This window comes from Amycolatopsis sp. PSD-21 (genome assembly GCF_055561455.1).
The window spans coordinates 212,360-229,247 of sequence record NZ_CM145712.1 but is presented as its reverse complement, the minus strand read 5'-3'; the positions used below and the strand labels follow the sequence as shown (position 1 = coordinate 229,247).

General features: G+C 68.6%; 18 protein-coding genes. 9 read left to right on the top strand and 9 right to left on the bottom strand.

Annotated features, from left to right (window positions below; translation table 11 throughout):
• Positions 1-249: 249 nt before the first annotated feature.
• The gene (locus tag ACZ1DY_RS01230) at positions 250-1,761 is read right to left on the bottom strand and encodes a cytochrome ubiquinol oxidase subunit I (RefSeq protein WP_465483380.1); all 1,512 of its coding nucleotides are present in this window, start codon (positions 1,759-1,761) and stop codon (positions 250-252) included.
• 81 nt (positions 1,762-1,842) lie between these two features.
• Positions 1,843-2,796 carry a S41 family peptidase gene (locus tag ACZ1DY_RS01225; RefSeq protein WP_465483379.1) on the bottom strand — a complete coding sequence of 318 codons (954 nt, stop codon included), beginning with the start codon at positions 2,794-2,796 and terminating at the stop codon, positions 1,843-1,845.
• A gap of 188 nt (positions 2,797-2,984) precedes the next feature.
• Here ACZ1DY_RS01225 and ACZ1DY_RS01220 point away from each other — a divergent pair, with 188 nt between their 5' ends.
• Both ACZ1DY_RS01220 and ACZ1DY_RS01215 read left to right on the top strand, forming a co-directional pair.
• Positions 2,985-3,572, top strand: coding sequence for a TMEM165/GDT1 family protein (locus tag ACZ1DY_RS01220; RefSeq protein WP_192747994.1), 588 nt, complete (start codon positions 2,985-2,987; stop codon positions 3,570-3,572).
• A gap of 87 nt (positions 3,573-3,659) precedes the next feature.
• Positions 3,660-4,322, top strand: coding sequence for a DUF998 domain-containing protein (locus ACZ1DY_RS01215; protein ID WP_257483652.1), 663 nt, complete (start codon positions 3,660-3,662; stop codon positions 4,320-4,322).
• A 3-nt stretch (positions 4,323-4,325) separates the two neighbouring features.
• Here ACZ1DY_RS01215 and ACZ1DY_RS01210 read toward each other — a convergent pair whose 3' ends face one another.
• Both ACZ1DY_RS01210 and ACZ1DY_RS01205 read right to left on the bottom strand, forming a co-directional pair.
• A complete protein-coding gene (locus tag ACZ1DY_RS01210; protein ID WP_192747430.1) occupies positions 4,326-4,967 on the bottom strand; it encodes an IclR family transcriptional regulator in 642 nt (213 codons plus the stop codon).
• Positions 4,964-5,818 carry a hypothetical protein gene (locus ACZ1DY_RS01205; protein WP_016330606.1) on the bottom strand — a complete coding sequence of 285 codons (855 nt, stop codon included), beginning with the start codon at positions 5,816-5,818 and terminating at the stop codon, positions 4,964-4,966. The genes ACZ1DY_RS01210 and ACZ1DY_RS01205 overlap by 4 nt, the downstream gene beginning before the upstream one ends.
• An 85-nt stretch (positions 5,819-5,903) precedes the next feature.
• Here ACZ1DY_RS01205 and ACZ1DY_RS01200 point away from each other — a divergent pair, with 85 nt between their 5' ends.
• The 3 genes from ACZ1DY_RS01200 (at position 5,904) to ACZ1DY_RS01190 (ending at position 9,763) form a co-directional block, all read left to right on the top strand.
• Positions 5,904-7,076 (top strand): homogentisate 1,2-dioxygenase domain-containing protein, encoded by a 1,173-nt coding sequence (locus ACZ1DY_RS01200; protein ID WP_465483378.1) that lies wholly within the window; start codon positions 5,904-5,906, stop codon positions 7,074-7,076.
• A gap of 117 nt (positions 7,077-7,193) precedes the next feature.
• Positions 7,194-9,011, top strand: a complete 1,818-nt coding sequence (locus tag ACZ1DY_RS01195) for a substrate-binding and vWA domain-containing protein (protein ID WP_465483377.1) — start codon at positions 7,194-7,196, stop codon at positions 9,009-9,011.
• An 11-nt stretch (positions 9,012-9,022) separates the two neighbouring features.
• Positions 9,023-9,763: a hypothetical protein gene (locus ACZ1DY_RS01190; protein WP_465483376.1), complete on the top strand. Its 741-nt coding sequence runs from the start codon at positions 9,023-9,025 to the stop codon at positions 9,761-9,763.
• Positions 9,764-9,765: 2 nt separating this feature from the next.
• Here ACZ1DY_RS01190 and ACZ1DY_RS01185 read toward each other — a convergent pair whose 3' ends face one another.
• Positions 9,766-10,773: a hypothetical protein gene (locus ACZ1DY_RS01185; RefSeq protein WP_465483375.1), complete on the bottom strand. Its 1,008-nt coding sequence runs from the start codon at positions 10,771-10,773 to the stop codon at positions 9,766-9,768.
• Positions 10,774-10,867: 94 nt separating this feature from the next.
• On the opposite strand from ACZ1DY_RS01185, the gene ACZ1DY_RS01180 reads away from it, so the two are divergent.
• Complete coding sequence (locus ACZ1DY_RS01180) at positions 10,868-11,659, top strand: DUF2470 domain-containing protein (protein WP_192747425.1); 792 nt, start codon at positions 10,868-10,870, stop codon at positions 11,657-11,659.
• Here the strand turns inward: ACZ1DY_RS01180 and ACZ1DY_RS01175 are convergent.
• Positions 11,656-12,117, bottom strand: coding sequence for a PPOX class F420-dependent oxidoreductase (locus ACZ1DY_RS01175; RefSeq protein ID WP_126732507.1), 462 nt, complete (start codon positions 12,115-12,117; stop codon positions 11,656-11,658). The two genes, ACZ1DY_RS01180 and ACZ1DY_RS01175, sit on opposite strands and share 4 nt — an antisense overlap.
• A 23-nt stretch (positions 12,118-12,140) precedes the next feature.
• On the opposite strand from ACZ1DY_RS01175, the gene ACZ1DY_RS01170 reads away from it, so the two are divergent.
• From ACZ1DY_RS01170 to ACZ1DY_RS01160, 3 genes are all read left to right on the top strand, one after another.
• Positions 12,141-12,938 carry a CPBP family intramembrane glutamic endopeptidase gene (locus tag ACZ1DY_RS01170; RefSeq protein ID WP_126732508.1) on the top strand — a complete coding sequence of 266 codons (798 nt, stop codon included), beginning with the start codon at positions 12,141-12,143 and terminating at the stop codon, positions 12,936-12,938.
• Between the two features lie 13 nt (positions 12,939-12,951).
• On the top strand, positions 12,952-14,163 hold the full coding sequence (locus ACZ1DY_RS01165) for an arginine deiminase (RefSeq protein WP_257483644.1): 1,212 nt from the start codon (positions 12,952-12,954) through the stop codon (positions 14,161-14,163).
• A gap of 157 nt (positions 14,164-14,320) precedes the next feature.
• Positions 14,321-14,872 carry a ferritin gene (locus ACZ1DY_RS01160; RefSeq protein WP_034309611.1) on the top strand — a complete coding sequence of 184 codons (552 nt, stop codon included), beginning with the start codon at positions 14,321-14,323 and terminating at the stop codon, positions 14,870-14,872.
• Between the two features lie 75 nt (positions 14,873-14,947).
• On the opposite strand, the gene ACZ1DY_RS01155 is transcribed toward ACZ1DY_RS01160, so the two are convergent.
• The 3 genes from ACZ1DY_RS01155 to ACZ1DY_RS01145 all read right to left on the bottom strand — a co-directional run bounded on the left by ACZ1DY_RS01155 (position 14,948) and on the right by ACZ1DY_RS01145 (position 16,837).
• On the bottom strand, positions 14,948-15,790 hold the full coding sequence (locus ACZ1DY_RS01155) for a hypothetical protein (RefSeq protein WP_257483643.1): 843 nt from the start codon (positions 15,788-15,790) through the stop codon (positions 14,948-14,950).
• Entirely contained in the window at positions 15,787-16,299 is a 513-nt protein-coding gene (locus ACZ1DY_RS01150) for a SigE family RNA polymerase sigma factor (protein ID WP_465485804.1), read from the bottom strand. Before ACZ1DY_RS01150 ends, ACZ1DY_RS01155 begins: the two co-directional genes overlap by 4 nt.
• A 184-nt stretch (positions 16,300-16,483) precedes the next feature.
• Positions 16,484-16,837 carry a DUF952 domain-containing protein gene (locus tag ACZ1DY_RS01145; RefSeq protein ID WP_465483374.1) on the bottom strand — a complete coding sequence of 118 codons (354 nt, stop codon included), beginning with the start codon at positions 16,835-16,837 and terminating at the stop codon, positions 16,484-16,486.
• Positions 16,838-16,888: the final 51 nt, after the last annotated feature.

The window sequence follows — 16,888 nt, the reverse complement described above, 5'->3', positions numbered from 1 at the left end:
GACGACGCCCCGCGGCGTGTCGCGAAAGCCACTTTCGGGACATCAGACGTCGCGAAAGTGGCTTTCGCGACACTCCCCGCCCCACCGAGACCGCCCCATAAGCCCCGGTCGCCCTGAGTTGTCCACAACCGCTCAAGTTGTCCACAGATCGGCTGTGGGTAACCCGCCTGAGCGATACCCCCGATACGCTGGGTGCGGGGCCGTCCCCCGGGAAGGGCGGGGGGCTGGGTAGGTGACGTAAAGAGGCGATCAGTAGGCGAAGGCCAGTGCGTCGTCATCGCCGTCACCGCCTTTCGAGTCGCTGTTCTTGCTGGTCGAGGCCGGTTTCTTGGGTGGCATGACGGCGTCCACGCCGCCCCGGACGTACTTCCGCATCAGGAAGACTTCGACCACGCCGAGCACCGCGTAGACGGTCGTCAGGGCGAGCAGCGACGTCCAGACCTCGCCTGTGGACAACTTCGAGACCGCCTGCGCGGTGAACATCCACACCCCGTCGACACCGGTCGGGTTCGGCACCACCACGAACGGCTGACGGCCCATCTCGGTGAAGATCCAGCCGGCGCTGTTACCGATGAACGGCGTCGCGATCCCGCCGAGCACCATCCACGGGAACCATCGCTGCCCGGGGATCCGCCCACGCCGGGTCAGCCACAGCGCGAGCAACCCGATCCCGGCCGAGATCGCGCCGAAGCCGATCATCGCGCGGAAACCCCAGTAGGTCACCGGCAGGTTGGGCACGTAGTCGATCGGCTTGCCCGCCAGCGAACCGAGCTGCGGGTCGTCCGGATAGTTCGTGCCGTACTTCGCCTGGTACTCGGTCACCAGGTTCTCCACGCCCTTGACCTCGGTCGAGAAGTCGTTGTGCGCCAAGAACGAGAGCAGCGCGGGCACGTTGAACGTCTTGACGTCCTCGCAGTTCGCGTTCCGCACGTCGCCGATCGCGATGATCGAGAAGCTCGCCGGTTTCTCCGTGTGGCACAACGCTTCCGCCGACGCCATCTTCATCGGCTGCTGCTCGAACATCAGCTTGCCCTGGAAGTCGCCGGTGATCGCCAGCACCGCGAACGCCACCACACCGGTCCAGCCGCCGAGACGCAACGACGAACGCCACACCGCGCGGTGCTCGTCGTCCTCCGAACGTTTGCGCCACAGCTGCCAGCCCGCGACACCGACCAGGAACGCCGCCGCCACCGAGAAGGCGCCCGCGAGCGTGTGCGGGATCGCGGCCAGCGCGGTGTTGTTCGTCAGCACCGCCCAGATCGAGTTCATCGTCGGCTTCCCGTCGACGAACTCGACCCCGACCGGATGCTGCATCCACGAGTTCGCCGCGAGGATGAAGTACGCGGACGCCACCGTCGCCAGCGAGTACGCCCACGCGCACGCCAGGTGGACCTTCTTCGGCAGCTTGTCCCAGCCGAAGATCCACAGCCCCAGGAAGGTCGACTCGACGAAGAACGCGACGAGCCCCTCCATCGCCAGCGGCGCGCCGAACACGTCACCCACGAACCGCGAGTACGCGCTCCAGTTCATCCCGAACTGGAACTCCTGCACGATGCCGGTGACCACGCCCATCGCGAAGTTGACCAGCAGGAGCTTCCCCCAGAACTTGGTCATCTTCAGGTACCGCTGATCACCCGTCCGGACCCACGCCGTCTGCATCCCGGCGACCAGGACGGAAAGCCCGATGGTCAGCGGGACCATCAGGAAGTGATAGACGGTGGTGATACCGAACTGCCACCGAGCGAGATCGAGAACTTCCACGCCTCAAGCCTGCTCAACGCCCGATGCGCCCGCCAGTTCAAGTGGTCCCGATCTCGCCGGGACGTAGGTCCCGCGCCCAGGTCAGCCGAGGCCGGCGAGTGTGAGTCGCGCCTCGTCGGCGACCTGCCGCCGCACGCCCGAATCCCCCAGCGTCAGCACGTGTTCCAGCGCCAACGCGTACGCCGTGTCGAAAGCGGCCTCGACGTCGATGGCGATGTCGGGCTGGACGCCGACGCCTTCCCAGTTGGTCCCCGTGACCGGGTTCACGGCCCGTCCACCCGGGACGGTGACATCCAGATGGGTGTCCACTTTGTACTGTCGTCGCGGGTTCGCCCCGCCGCCGGTGACCGCGCCGACCGTCTTCGCCCGCCCCAGTTGCTGCAACGAGTAGCTCAGGTCCTCGGCACCGGAGAACGTCGTCGGCCCGGTCAGCACCCACACCGGCTTGTCCGCGCCGAACTTCCGGCCCGGTACGTACGGCAATGTCCAGAACTGGTTCGTCACGTCGCCGTCGCGCAGATAGATACTGTTGAAATGCGTCGGCTCGCCGACCAGGTAGCTGATGATCAGCGCGACCGCCATCGGATCCCCGCCCCGGTTCTCCCGGACATCGATGATCAGCGCGTCGGTGGTCGCGAGCAGCGTCATCGCCGCGGCCAGCGCCTCGCCGGCGATGTCCGGCCCGTAGAGCAGCTTGGTCTCCAGGTAGCCGACGTTCCCGGCCAGCCGCCGCGCCGACGCGATGCCATGGCCGTTCAGCTCCGCCTCCCGCCGGTACTGCTCGGGATCGAACGACTCCCCTTCCACCTCGGGCAGCGGATCGACGTGGTGCCGTAGCCGCAGGTGTTTGTCCCCGTTGACCGATTGCAGATCCGCGGTGACCGCGACGGCGAACGCCTGATCGTCGAGCCCCGCGTACGCGCCGTCACGCAGCCGCGCCCGCAGGAACACGGTCAGCTTCTCGGCGACGTCGGGGAACACGTAGTGCTCCTTCAGCCGCTTGCACACGTCCTCGATCCGCGCTCTCTCGTCCATGCGCCCGGACGCTACCAGCGAAGCCGGAAAAAAGAATTCGGTTTGCCGAAATCTCAATTCAGCCCGGCCGCGAAAGACAATTCGCCCGCACATGCCGGGCGATTCGGAAAAGCCATCAGCTTGCCTTTCTCTGAATCGCCCCTTTATCGTTGCAGTGAAAGGGGTGAAGCACTGTCATGTCGAGCTCGATGTTGGCGCTGATCAGCGCGTTTGGCCTGGTACTGGCCGTGGAGCTACCGGACAAGACCCTCGTCGCCACCCTCGTTCTCACCACCCGTTTCCGCGCGTGGCCGGTATTCGCCGGGGTCACCGCCGCATTCGCCGTGCAATCCGCGATCGCCGCCACCTTCGGCAGTGTGCTCACTTTGCTGCCGGAGACACTGGTGACCGTGATCGTCGCCGCGATGTTCGGTATCGGCGCGTTCATGCTCCTTCGTGAAGGGTTCAGCCCCGGCAAGGACGGCGGCGAGGACGCGTCGCGTTCCGGGCCGAGCCCCGCGACCTTCTTCCGCTCCGCGCTGACGTCGTTCGGAGTGCTGTTCGCCGCCGAATGGGGTGACGCCTCCCAGCTCGCGACGGCCAGTCTCACGGCCCGCTTCGGCAACCCGTTCGCGGTCGCCCTCGGCTCCTTCGTCGCGCTTGTCGCCGTCGCCGGGCTCGCCGTCTTCATCGGAGCGAAGGTCCGCAGCCGGATCCGCCCCAAGCTCATCCAGCGCGTGGCGGGTTTCGTCTTCGCCGGGTTCTCGCTGTTCGCGCTGGCCCAGCTGGTGTTCTGACCGCACGGGTTCTTCACAGGTTCGCCGGGTAACCTTTCGGGAACGAAAAGGTGAACACCCGCCCCGACCTGCCTGGAGAAACCGCTCGTGACCTCGCCGAAGACACTTGCCGTCTCCCCCGTGCACGGCAGGCTCGCGGTCTTCGGCATGGCCGTCGCGGTCGCCATCTCGATCGACCTGCACCTGAGGCTGTCCAGCCAGGTCAGCCCGATCTGGCAGACGCTGTCCGAGTACGTCTACGGCTACCTCTCGCCCGGTTCGACGGCGGCCCCGCTGTTCGGCGCGATGTGCCTGGCCCTGGGCTTCGGCTCGCTCGCGCTGCTCGGCGGGATCGCCAAGGCGCACCGCCGGGGCTACGAGTCCGTTCTCGTCCTTCTCGGCGTGTGGTGCGCCGGGCTGTTCGTCCTCGCGCTCGTCCCCGTCGACCCCGAGGGCCAGGCCCGCTCACTGGCCGGACAGATCCACAACTACGCGGCGCTGGCGGCCTTCCTGGCGCTTCCCGCCGCCGCCTGGGTGCTGACCCGCCGCGGCCGGGCGCGATGCCCGTGGGAGCCGCGCCGCACGACGATCCGGCGGCTCGCGGTGGCCAGCTTCGCCGCGGTGGTGATCGTGCTCGGCGGGTTCGTCTGGACGATGCTCACCGGCCCGTCGCATCAGGAGGTCACGCTCGGCCTGTTCGAGCGGCTGCTGTTCGCGGTCGACCTCACGCTGCTGGCGACCATGGTCCGCCCGCTGCTCAGCCACCGCTGAGCGCTACTCGGGCTGTTTCAGCACCTCGGCCAGCCGGACGGCGGCCGCCACGACCGCCGGGCCGGCCACGGACGCGTCCAGCGGTTCGAGGGACACGACGCCGACACTGGCCTTCAGACCGGGCACCCCGCGCACGGGCGCGGCGACCCCCGACGCCCCCGCCTCCAGCTCACCCGACGAGGTGACCCAGCCTTCGCCGCCACCGGGACGCAGCGTGATCGCCTTGCCCGCGGCGCCGGCGGACAGCGGATGCCGGGTCCCGACGCGGTAGGCGACGTGGAAGCTCGTCCAGGATGGTTCGACGACCGCGACGGCCTGCGCCTGGTCCCCCTGAGCCACCGACAGGTGCGCCGTCGCGCCGACCTTCTCCGCCAGTTCACGCAGCACCGGCCTCGCGGCCTCGCGGAGCTGCGGGAGGACCTGGCCGGCGAGCCGGAGCAGGCCGACGCCCAGCCGCACCTTGTTGCCGTCGCGCCACACCAGACCACGCTCGGACAGCGGGACGAGCAGCCGGTAGACGGCGGCCCGGCTCGCGCCGATGGCGACGGCGAGCTCGGAGATCGTCGCCGCCTCGCCGCCGGCGTCCGCGACCGCTTGGAGCAGCGCGAGCCCGCGGTCCAGAGTCAGCGACCCTTCACGAGTCACAACAACCCGAGTTCCCCGAGGTCGGCGACCGGCTCGTCGAACGAAGCGGCCGCGTACGAGGCGAAGAGCCCGCGAACGGCCTTCGCCGCCTCGTCCGACATCCCCTTGGCCTCGGCGGCCAGCGCGGCGCCGTCGGTCGATTCGAGGGCGGCGCGCACGTCACCACCCGAAAGGCAGCGCGCGGACGCCACGATCAGGTTCAAGAACCCGTGATGGGTGAAACCGCTCGACTCCTCGGTGTGCCGGACGGCGCGGTGCAGGCTGTTCGTCGCCTTGAACGACGCCCCGGTCGAGCCGCTGACCACCGCGAGGAAGTCGGCGACCTCGTCGACGCTGGGGAAGTTCTCGCCCGCCTTGCCGCCGCAGCGGATCTTCGGCCAGCTGCCGTGCTCGATCACCTTCCGCACGCCGTCCAGCCAGCCGACGCCGCGCCGCGGCTCGACCACGCGGATGACGTCCTCGGGCACGAACTCGGAGACGCGCTCCAGCCAGACCTCGTCGACGTCCGACGGCGCCGGCATCTCCACCATGCGCAGGCTGAGGATCTCGCTGCGCGACTCGACGATCGAAATCGCCTTCGGGACCCCGCCGAGGCCGGTGTCGATGATGAGCGACAGCGGCAGCGGTTCCTTGGGTTTGATCTTGATGAGCTCCGTGATGAGCTCGGGCAGCCGCGACGCCTGGCACAGGAACACACCGAGGACGCCGGAGTGCTCACCGGCCCTCGACGCGAAGTGCGCTCGCAGCGCTTCGGGCATGGACGCCTCGCCGGGCGGGAACAACGCCGAGTCGTCGACGAGCCGCGCGAACAGGGGAGGGATTCCTCGGGGGCCGGGTGGCGTGAGTTCCACAGCGCTTGACACGACTGACACGCTAGTAGCGTACGACATCAGGACAAAATCGTTCGCACAACGGACACGTTCCGGGGAGATTCCGATGCCTTACTACCGGCAGGTAGGCGAGATCCCGCACAAGCGCCACACGGCGTTCCGCAAGCCCGACGGGGGCCTGTACGCCGAGGAACTGATGGGTGTCGAGGGCTTCTCGGCGGACTCGGCGCTGCTGTATCACCGCGGGCTGCCCACCGCGATCGTCGACGCGGTCGCGATCGAGGACGAGCGCGGCCCCATCACCCCGAACCACCCGCTCAAGCCCCGCGCCTTCAAGACCCACGACCTCAAGTTCGGCGACGCCGACGCGGTCACCGACCGGCGGCGGCTGTTCGGCAACGCCGACGTCACCATCGGCTTCGTCCACGCGACCAAGCCGTCGCCGCTGTACCGCAACGCCGCGGGCGACGAGCTGTTCTACGTCCAGGGCGGCGGCGCGACCGTCGAGACGATCTACGGCACCCTGGAAGTCGGTGACGGCGACTATCTCGTCATCCCGACGTCGTGCACCTATCGCGTGCTCCCGCACGAAGACGGGGTCAAGCTGCTGACCATCGAGGCGCGCGGCCACATCGGCCCGCCGAAGCGGTACCTGTCGGCGAAGGGCCAGTTCCTGGAGCACTCGCCGTACTGCGAACGCGACATCCGCGGTCCGTCGGAGCCGCTGGTCGTCGACGGCACCGACGTCGAGGTCCTCGTGCGGCATCGCGCCGGGCTGACGCGCTACACCTACGCGACCCATCCGTTCGACGTCGTCGGCTGGGACGGCTGCCTGTACCCGTGGGTGTTCAACATCGACGACTTCGAGCCGATCACCGGCCGCGTGCACCAGCCGCCGCCCGTGCACCAGACGTTCGAGGGCCCGAACTTCGTGGTCTGCTCGTTCTGCCCGCGCAAGGTCGACTACCACCCCGAGTCGATCCCGGTGCCGTACAACCACGCGAACGTCGACTCCGACGAGCTGATGTTCTACGTCCGCGGGAACTACGAGGCGCGCAAGGGTTCCGGGATCGAGGTCGGCTCGCTTTCGCTGCACCCGTCCGGTTTCACGCACGGGCCGCAGCCCGGGGCGGCGGAGGCGTCGATCGGGGCGCAGTTCTTCGACGAGACCGCGGTCATGGTGGACACCTTCGCGCCGCTGGACCTCGGCGAGGCGGCCGACGCGTCGGAGGATCACGGCTACGCGTGGACCTGGTCCGGCCGGGGCCCTGGTGCCTGATTTCCCCGTCGCGGCCATGGCGGGATAAGTACCGCCATGGCCGCAACGGTTCGGCAACGCCAAGCCCGGCAAGGCGAAACCTCCGGATAATCGGTGTTTCTCACCGGGAGGTTCTCCATGGTCGTGAATCCAGGGCAGTCCCGCGGCGGCCGGAAGGTCCTGGCGTTCGTGGCCGCCGCGGTGGTCGCGATCGGGTTGATCATCGGTCTGCGCGCGATCACGAGCGATTCCGGCGAGGAAGCCGCGGAAGCGAAGTGCACGACGGGCGACGCGGTCAAGCTCCAGGTGTCGTCATCGCCAGAGAAGGCGGGCGTGGTCGCCGAGATCGCCAAGGGTTACAGCGGCCGCACGGTGGCCGGACGCTGCGTCGACGTGCTCGTGCAGTCGAAATCGTCCGGTACCGCGATGCAGGCGCTGTCCCGTGGCTGGAACGAGGCGGTGGACGGCCCGCGCCCGGACGTCTGGACGCCCGCCGCGTCGGGCTGGGTGAACCTGTTGCGCCAGAACCTCACCGGCTCCGACCATCCCGCGCTGGTGCCCGAGGGCGACCCGGAATCGGTCGCGAACGCACCGCTGGTCGTCGCGATGCCGAAGCCGATGGCCGAGGCGCTCGGCTGGCCGGGCAAGGGCATCGGCTGGAAGGACCTCGCCGCGCTCGCCACCGATCCGCAGGGCTGGGCGAAGTACGGTCACCCGGAGTGGGGGAAATTCCGGTTGGGGAAAACGAATCCGAACATCTCGACGTCCGGCCTCAACGCAACCATCGGCGCCTATTACGCGGCGACGGGCACGTCTTCGGACCTCACCGCGAACGCGCTCGCGAAGCCGGAGGCCCAGACGTTCGTGCGGAACGTCGAGCAGGCCATCGTCCACTACGGCGACAACACGCTGACCTTCCTGACGAACCTGCAGAAGGCCGACGACCGCGGCGCCGCGATGTCGTACATCTCGGCGGTGACGGTCGAGGAGAACTCGCTCGTCGGCTACAACCAGGGCAATCCCACCAACGACCCGGCGAAACGCGGGCAGCACGCACCGCCGAAGGTGCCGCTCGTCGGGATCTACCCGAGCGACGGCACGCTCAACTCCGATCACCCGTTCACCGTGCTGAACTGGGCCGACGACCTCCGCAAGCAGGTCGCGGCGGACTTCCTCGCGCATCTGCGCGGCGCCGAAGCACAACAGAAGTTCAGCGACATCGGTTTCCGCACGTTCGACGGCAAACCCGGCTCGCAGACCACGAAGGAGAACGGCGCCGAGCCGGATTCGAAGCTGAACCTCATCCGCCCGCCGAGCCCGCCGGTGCTGACCGAGGTGCTGAAGTCGTGGAAGGACCTGCGGAAGAAGGCGAACGTGCTGCTGGTCGTCGACGTCTCCGGATCGATGGGCGACGGCGTCGACGGGACCGGGAAGAACAAGATGGATCTCGCGAAACAGGCGGCCGTGGCGTCGTTGCCGCAGTTCAGCGACGTGGACAAGGTCGGGCTGTGGATGTTCTCTACGAAACTCGACGGCGACAGGGATTACGTCGAGCTGCGGCCGGTGTCGCCGATCGGCGGCGAGCCGGGCAGGCAGGAGCTGGCGTCGCGGCTGAACGGGCTGACCCCGCAGAACGGGACGGGGCTTTACGATTCGTCGCTCGCCGCCTACGAATTCATGAAGCAGCGGCTGGATCCGGACGCGATCAACGCCGTCGTCGTGCTCACCGACGGCCGGAACGAGGATCCGGGCGGAATCGATCTGCCGAATCTCGTCGGCCGGTTGCGGACGGAGGGCGGCGGTGAGGCGGTGCGGATGTTCACCATCGCCTATGGCTCCGACGCGGATTTGGACATCCTCAAGGAGATCGCCGAGGCCACCCAGGGCGTCGGGTACGACTCGTCCAAACCGGACTCGATCGACCAGGTCTTCACCGCCGTGATCTCGAATTTCTGAGATCCTGGGATATGCGCTTCGTCCGTGAGCTGACCGAACCGTGGGGACTGCTCCTCGCGGCGACGTCGGCGGGTGCGGCCTGGGCGGTGCAGCTGCCGGTGCTCGCCGCGCTCGGCGTCGGCGTGACCGTGCTGGCCGCCCGGGCGGGCGTCGCCGCCGCCACGCGGCCGAAACCCTTGCCAGAACCCGAAGAACGACCGCTCCCGGACGTCGAGCCCGGTTCGCCGGAGGCGGATTGGCTACGGCGCGCGGAAGCCGCGGCCGACGGTTTCGGGTCGATTTCCGCTTCGCTCGACACCGGACCGCTCGCCGACCGGGTGGCCGACATGGAGCCGGTGGTGCGGGAGACCGTCGACACCCTCCGGCGGCTGGCCGCCCGGGCGTCCGCCACCGGAAAGGCGCTGGCGCGAGTGGATCTCGGCGCGGTGTCCGCCGAGAAAGCCCGGCTGCGAAAGGATCTCGAGTCCGCCGACGACGACATCCGCGGCGACCTGATCCAGTCGCTCGAAGCCGTGCAGGCACAGGAGGACGTGCACGCGCGCCTGTCGAGCGCGCAGCGGAAACTGCTGGCACAGCTGCGATCCGGGGCGCTCGGCCTCGACGGACTGGTCGCCAGGGCCGCCGAATTGTCGGCCGCCACCGGCGATTCGCTGCTCGACACCACGACCATCGGCGAGCTGAGTGAACAACTGGAAGGGATCCGGCGAGGCGTCGTGGAGACCGAAGAAGCGACGCGGCGCTCCCTCGGCTGACGTCACCGGCCGAATCGGACCGGCCCGAAAACGGCGTGACCGGGCATTCCGGCCTTCGCCGTCTTCCCGGCGACGGGCACGCCGAGCACCCACAACCGCCCGGTCGCGGCGATGTTCGCGGCCAGCGACGGATCCGAACCACCGGCGGTGACGGTGACCTCGCGGCCGTCTGGGAGGACGGTCCGGCCCTTGACGGTGACCATGCCGAAGAAGCTGATCGACGCCGGCCCGGACACGACGGCGAGTTCGGTCCATCGCGGCTCGGGCAGCTTCCTGAGCAGCACCAGCGCGACGACGGCGAGGCCGAGCGCGCCCGCCGCGCAGCCGTAGCCGAAGTAACCCGAATACCGCACCACGACGCTGTCCCGCTTCGGATAGTCCGCCGACGTCCAGAAGGCGAACGCGCTCATGACGAGCAGCATCACGACACTGATCAAGTAGTACGCCGAAAGCAGTCGCCGCTGCGTCGCGAGCATCCGGCCCGGTGACACCGGCTCGAAGGCGAACGGGACGGAGCCCTTCACCGGAGCGTCGCGGAAGGCGCCCCGGCGCGGGACGACGACGCCGGGCAGCATGACGAACGGGCCCAGCACCCAGAGCCGTCGCTGTGCCGCGAGTTGCGTCCGGAGCGGGATCGGGAGCCGCACGACGAGCCACCGCCCGTCCAGGGGAACGCTCACCCGTGCACCCGCGACGACAGCGTCGTCCAGCCCGCTCACCAGGCGGAACGGCTTGCCGGTGAGCTTCCTCATCGAGGACGATCCGGCAAGGGCGGAGTAGCCGAAGAAGAGCGAAGACGGTGTCATGAAGACCAGAAGGGCCAAGGGCACGGCGATCCCGTGTCCCCCGGACACCGCGAGCACGACGCCCAGCGCCACGAGCAGTCCGGTCGCGACGGCCATCGTCCCGGCGGTGACGGTGTTGCGATCGAGAAGAGGGGTCAGGACCGGCATGTTCGTCGCCGGAATCCCTTCGGGTGGTTCGAGCACCCGGATTCTGTGGGCTTCCACCTGGTCAACCTATACGGGCGCGGTGAGACGTGATCCAGGCTACTTCCGCTCGGCGGCCAGATCAGGTTAGGCTCACCTAACTAGGAGGTGAGCCGTGACCACACCGACGTCCATCCGCCGCCCGCCGGCGCCGAACCCCGCCGAACGCGCGAAGACGATCGCCACCCGCAATGGGCCGGCGACGCTGATGCCGACCGCGGAGCAGCGTGACCAGCCAGGACAGTGCGGCCGGGTCGTCCCCGTGCTGCACCACGTGCACACGAGCGGCAGCGTCAGCATCCTGCTGCCGGACGAGCACCACCTGGTGAAACGCGCGCACGAGGCCCAGCGCGGCGAGCTCGCGGTGATGGTCGAACTGACCGATCAGGCGCCGGTCGACCTGCGGGAACCCATCCGCGGGCTGCTGTGGATCACGGGCTGGCTCCGCCCGCTGTCGGAGGTTTCGGCGCGGGCCCGGGCGGTCTCCATCGCCGAGACCAGGCCGGACGAGCGGCTGCTGGACGTCGGGCACGGCGTGACGTTGCTGCGGCTGACCCCGGCGTCGCTGGTGCTCGCCGACGCCGAGGGCACGCATTCGCTCCGGCCGCATATGTTCAGCGCCGCGCCGCCGGATCCGTTCCACGACTACGAGGCCGCGTGGCTGCGGCATCTGGAGACCGACCACGCCGACGTCGTCCAGCAGCTCGCCAAACACGTGCCCGCCGAACTGCGCGGCGGCTGGATCCGGCCGCTCGGGCTGGACCGCTACGGGCTGCGGCTGCGGGTCGAGGCCGACTCCGGCGACCACGACGTCCGGCTCGCGTTCTCGCGTCCGGTCGAAGGGCCGCAGCAGCTGAGCGGGGAGATCCGCCGTCTCGTCGGCTGCCCGTACTTCCCGCAGGGTTAGGCGAGTTCCGCCGGGAAACCGCCCTTGGCGACCGGGCCCCACGACTCGATGGTGACGCGGATGATGCTCTTGCCCTGTTTGACCATCGCTTCGCGGTATTCGTCCCAGTCGGGGTGCTCGCCGGAGATCGCGCGGAAGTAGTCGACCAGCGGCTCGACCGAGTCGGGCAGGTCGAGCACCTCGGCGGTGCCGTTCAGCTGGACCCACTGGTCGTTCCACTCGTCGGAGAGGACACAGGCGGACACCTTCGGCTCGCGCCGGATGTTGACCACCTTCGCGCGCTTCGGGTACGTCGAGATGACCAGCCGGCCTTCTCCGTCGACACCGCAGGTCACCGGGGAGAGCTGGGGGCCGCCGTCGGCCTTGGTGGTCATCAGGATGGCGCGGTGGCGGGTGGACAGGAAGTCGACGAGCGCGGCGCGGTCGACGGTTTCGTTGGTCGCGATGCTCCTTGGCATGACTCGACGGTAACGTGCGGCCGATGAGCTGGCTGCGTCCCGAACGCCCGGCGCTGCCGGAATTCGTGGAAGATCCGGCGCGCCGCCGCGCGATCGTCATCGAACTGGTCGTCGTCTTCGGCATCACCCTCGGCCTGTCCGGGTTGCGCAGCCTGCTGTCCCTTGTGGACTCGCTGCTGCAGCCGGTGCCGCTGGCGCAGCAGCAGGCCCAGCTGAACGTCCCGCAGGCGACACTGAGCCTGGTCGACCTCCTCAAGCAGCTCCTGAGCGCCGGCCAGCTGGTCGGCTGGGGCGCGCTCGGGCTGTACCTGTTGTGGCGCGGCGGGATGAAGCTCGCCGAGATCGGCCTCGACAAACAGCGCCCGGGCCGCGACGTCGTCCACGGGCTGCTGCTCGCCGCCGTGATCGGGATTCCGGGACTGGGGCTGTACTTCCTGTCCTACGGCCTCGGGTTCAGCCTGTCGGTGCAACCGTCCACTTTGGGCGAGACGTGGTGGCGCCCGATCACGCTGACGTTGTCGGCCTTCGGGAACGCGTTCGCCGAAGAAGTGCTCGTCGTCGCGTACCTGCTGACCAGGCTGCGGCAGCTCGGCTGGCGTGAGAACACCGCGCTGGTCGCGTCTTCGGTGCTGCGCGGGTCGTATCACCTGTATCAGGGTTTCGGCGGTTTCGTCGGCAATGTGGTGATGGGCCTGGTGTTCGGCAGGCTGTGGCAGAAGACGAACCGGCTGTGGCCGCTGATCGCCGCGCACACCGCGCTGGATTTCGTTTCCTTCGTCGGATACGCGCTGCTCAAAGGGCGAGTTTCCTGGTTGCCCTAGCTAGGGTGAACCAGTGATTGACGAGACGACTCCACCCCGAGTTGACAGCGAAGTCGGCCCCCTGCGTGCGGTGCTGCTGCACAGGCCCGGCAACGAGCTCAAAAGGCTCACGCCTCGCAACAACGACCAGCTCCTGTTCGATTCCATCCCCTGGGTGGACCGCGCGCAGGAGGAGCACGACGCGTTCGCCGAGGTGCTGCGCGGCCGAGGTGTCGAGGTGCTGCTGCTGGCCGACGCGCTGCGCACGGCGCTCGCCGACCCCCGCGCCCACACGGCGGGCGTGCACGCGGCCGTCGACGAGCGGCGGCTCGGGCCCGACCTCGCCGATTCGCTCCGCTCCCATCTGTCGAGCGTCACCCCGGCGACACTGGCCGAGGTCCTGATGGCGGGGATGACCTTCGAGGAACTGCCCGCCGCCGAGGGCGCCTCGCTGGTCCGGCTGATGAACCATCCGAACGACTTCGCCGTCGATCCGCTGCCGAACCTGCTGTTCACCCGTGACTCGTCGGCGTGGATCGGCGACCGGGTCGCGGTCTCCTCGCTGACCATGCCCGCCCGGGTCCGCGAGACCGCCGTGCTGGACCTCATCTACGCCTACCACCCGTGGTTCCGCCACGCGTCCCGCGCGTACGGCGCGCATTCGGCGCCGATCGAGGGCGGCGACGTCATGCTGCTCTCGCCGGGTGTGCTGGCCATCGGCGTCGGCGAGCGGACGACCGCGGCGGGCGCGGAGTCGCTGGCGCGGTCGGTGTTCGCCGACGGGATCGCGCACACCGTGCTCGCCGTGCCCATCCAGCAGACCCGCGCGACCATGCATCTGGACACCGTCTGCACGATGGTCGACGCCGACGCCGTCGTCATGTATCCGCTTTCCCGCGATTCACTGACCGCGTTCACGATGCGGCCGACCGACGACGGTTCCGTGAAGGTGGAAGGCCCGGCCCCATTCCTCACCGCGGCCGCCGAGGCAATGGGAATCGACCGGCTCCGGGTCATCGACACCGGGCTCGATCCGGTCACCGCGGAACGCGAGCAATGGGACGACGGGAACAACACCCTCGCCCTCGCGCCCGGCGTCGTCGTCGGGTACGAACGAAATGTGGAAACCAACGCGCGCCTGGCCGAAGCCGGTATCGAAGTACTGGCCATCACCGGCTCCGAGCTGGGCTCCGGCCGCGGCGGGCCGCGCTGCATGTCGTGCCCCATCCGGCGCGAAAGCATCTGACCCGGAAATTAAGTAAGCCTTCCCTAATCGATTTCAAATGATTAGGGAAGGCTTACTTAATTGAGGTGAACCTATTATCGGTAATACTAACCTAATAGGGGGCAGATCACCAGATAAAAGTGGAAATCGGATAAGAGGATGGCGTATCGTCGAACACATGGCCCTCCTCAAGAAGCAACCGCGCTCGAAGTTCTACGAACTGCTGCAGGCGCAGATCCACAACGAGTTCAACGCCTCCCAGCAGTACATCGCGCTGGCGGTCTGGTTCGACGCCGAGGACCTGCCGCAGCTCGCGAAGCATTTCTACAAGCAGTCCGTCGAGGAGCGGAACCACGCGATGGCGCTGGTCCAGTACATGCTGGACACCGACCATCACGTGGAGATCCCCGGCACCGGCGACGTGCGCAACGACTTCTCCGACGTCACCGAGCTCATCGAGCTCGCGCTGCAGCAGGAGAAGGACGTCGCGACCGACATCCAGCAGCTGGCCAAGGCCGCCCGCGCCGAAGAGGACTACATCGGCGAGCAGTTCACGCAGTGGTTCCTCAAGGAGCAGGTCGAGGAGATCTCCCAGATGTCCACGCTGCTCAACATCGTCAAACGCGCGAACGGCAACCTGTTCGAGGTGGAGAACCACCTGCACCGTGAATCCGTCGGGGACGGCGGCGCCGACTCGGGGATGCCCCCGGTCGCCGGCGGCGCGCTCTGACGCACCGACCAACGCTCCCACCACGGGAAAACCCGGGCTCTCCCCCTTGGAGAAGCCCGGGTTTTCTCGTTCCCGTCAGCTGAACTGACAGCTCTGGTCGACGCGGGTCAGCAGGATGCCGATGGCCGAGCCGTCGTCGGCGAGGGCGATCCGATACGCGCTCCCCGCGCCGGCGGGCGCGAAGTAGGCGCTGCCGTCCTTCGTGCTGCCGGGGTACGCGGCGAGGATGTCCGACTCGGTCGAACCGACGCCGATCCCCTCCGGGGTGTGCACCGTCCCGGACGGGTTGATGACGGTGATCCCGTCGGCTTCGGTCAGCGACACCGAAGCCGGCCCCGGAACGGCGGTTCCCTCCACATAGCCGTAGACGCAGGATGCCCGGTAGTCCTTCGCGCGCAGCGGGCCGACGGCGGCCTCCGCCTCCTCCTCGCTCATCCCGAGCCGGAGCTTGCCGAACCCGGCGGGAGTCAGCAGCGCGCCGGTGGTCACCTTGCGCTGTGTCGGCGGCTTCGTGGAAGCGGTGCTCTTCGGCGGCGGGGCGGGCTCGTCGTGGGATGTCGACTGCGGTTGCCCGGACGTGGGATTCGGCGGGGCGGCCTGGGACGAGACCGGCGGCGCCGAGCTCCCCGGCGCGGGCTGCGCCAGGCTCGACGAGGCTGCCCCGATGGTGAGCTGGTCGCCCCCGGGGAAGGCCGCGCCGTTGTCCCTGTCGTGGATCGTGAAGACCGTGAGCCCTCCGCCGAGCAGGACCACCGCGGCGGCCATCCCGCTGGTGGTCTGCATCAGCTGACGGCGGCGTCGGCGACGGCGGGCGCCCGCGACGATCGTCTCGGGATTCAGCGTGGGTCCCACGCCCAGCCGCTCATCAGAGAACAGGTCACGCAGCTTCCGCTGCACGTCCTCTTCGGACATGTTCATCCCGCTTCCCTCCCTTCGTCCTTGGGCGCGATCAGGGCGAGCTTCGTGCGCAGCGACGCGATCGCCTTGCTCGCCTGGCTTTTGACGGTGCCCTGGCTGACCCCGAGCGAATCCGCTATCTCGGCTTCGGACAGGCCTTCGTAGTAACGCAGGACCATCACCGCGCGTTGCCTCGGCGGCAGCGCGCGTAACGCCTGCCACAACGGCTCGTGCTCGAACGGGTCGGCCGGGCTGTACGGCTGGGTGTCCGGCGGATCGGGGACCAGGCTCTCGCGTTTGGTCCGGCGCCAGCGGCTGATATGCGCGTTGGCCATCGAACGGCGGATGTAGGCCATCGGGTCGCCGGTCTTGTGCTGGACGTACGACCAGCGGGAGCCGATCTTCTCCAGCACGGTCTGGACCAGGTCGGCGGCGTCGTGCGGGTTTCCGGTGAGGGCGTGGCCGTACCTCAGCAGGCCCGGGAGACTGGCTTTCACGAAGTCCCCGAAATCGGTGAGTTCACCCGGCACGTCACTCCTCCGGCTCTCGCCGGTCCCCCAGACGTCCGTCGCCGGCACGACCGTCGCGGCAGCGGTCACCGTATCGCCTCCTCCCGGGGTCACCCGGCCAGGTTCACCTGGCTCACCTCTCCCGAAACGCATGACCGCCCCCACAGGTTGTCTCTCGCCGCGAACCAATTCGAGGGACGCTTGCTCAGCGCCTCGACACGGAGTCGGGAATTCTGAACGAACCGTCCCCCTGAACAGGGAATTCGTGGACGGCCACCACGGCGTTACGCGGTATCGGCCCGTACACGTGGGGGAACTGGAGACCGGCCGGATGCGGCGGGTCGCCGTCCTCCCAGACGACGGGCGCGCCGACGAGCGCCGGGTCGATTTCCAGCAACAGCAGGTCGGTGCGGCCGGGGAACACGGCGTTGGCCGGGATATGCGCCGTCCCGGGGTCCGAGCAGTGGATGAAGCCATCGGAGCCGAGGGACGCGGCGGTGTAGACGCCGCCTTCGGGCACCTCGGCCCAGTCGGCCTTGGGGCAGATATGGAGGATCACGCGCCCATTGTCGCGTGAAGGCCCCCTTCCCTCGGCTGAGCCGAGGGAAGG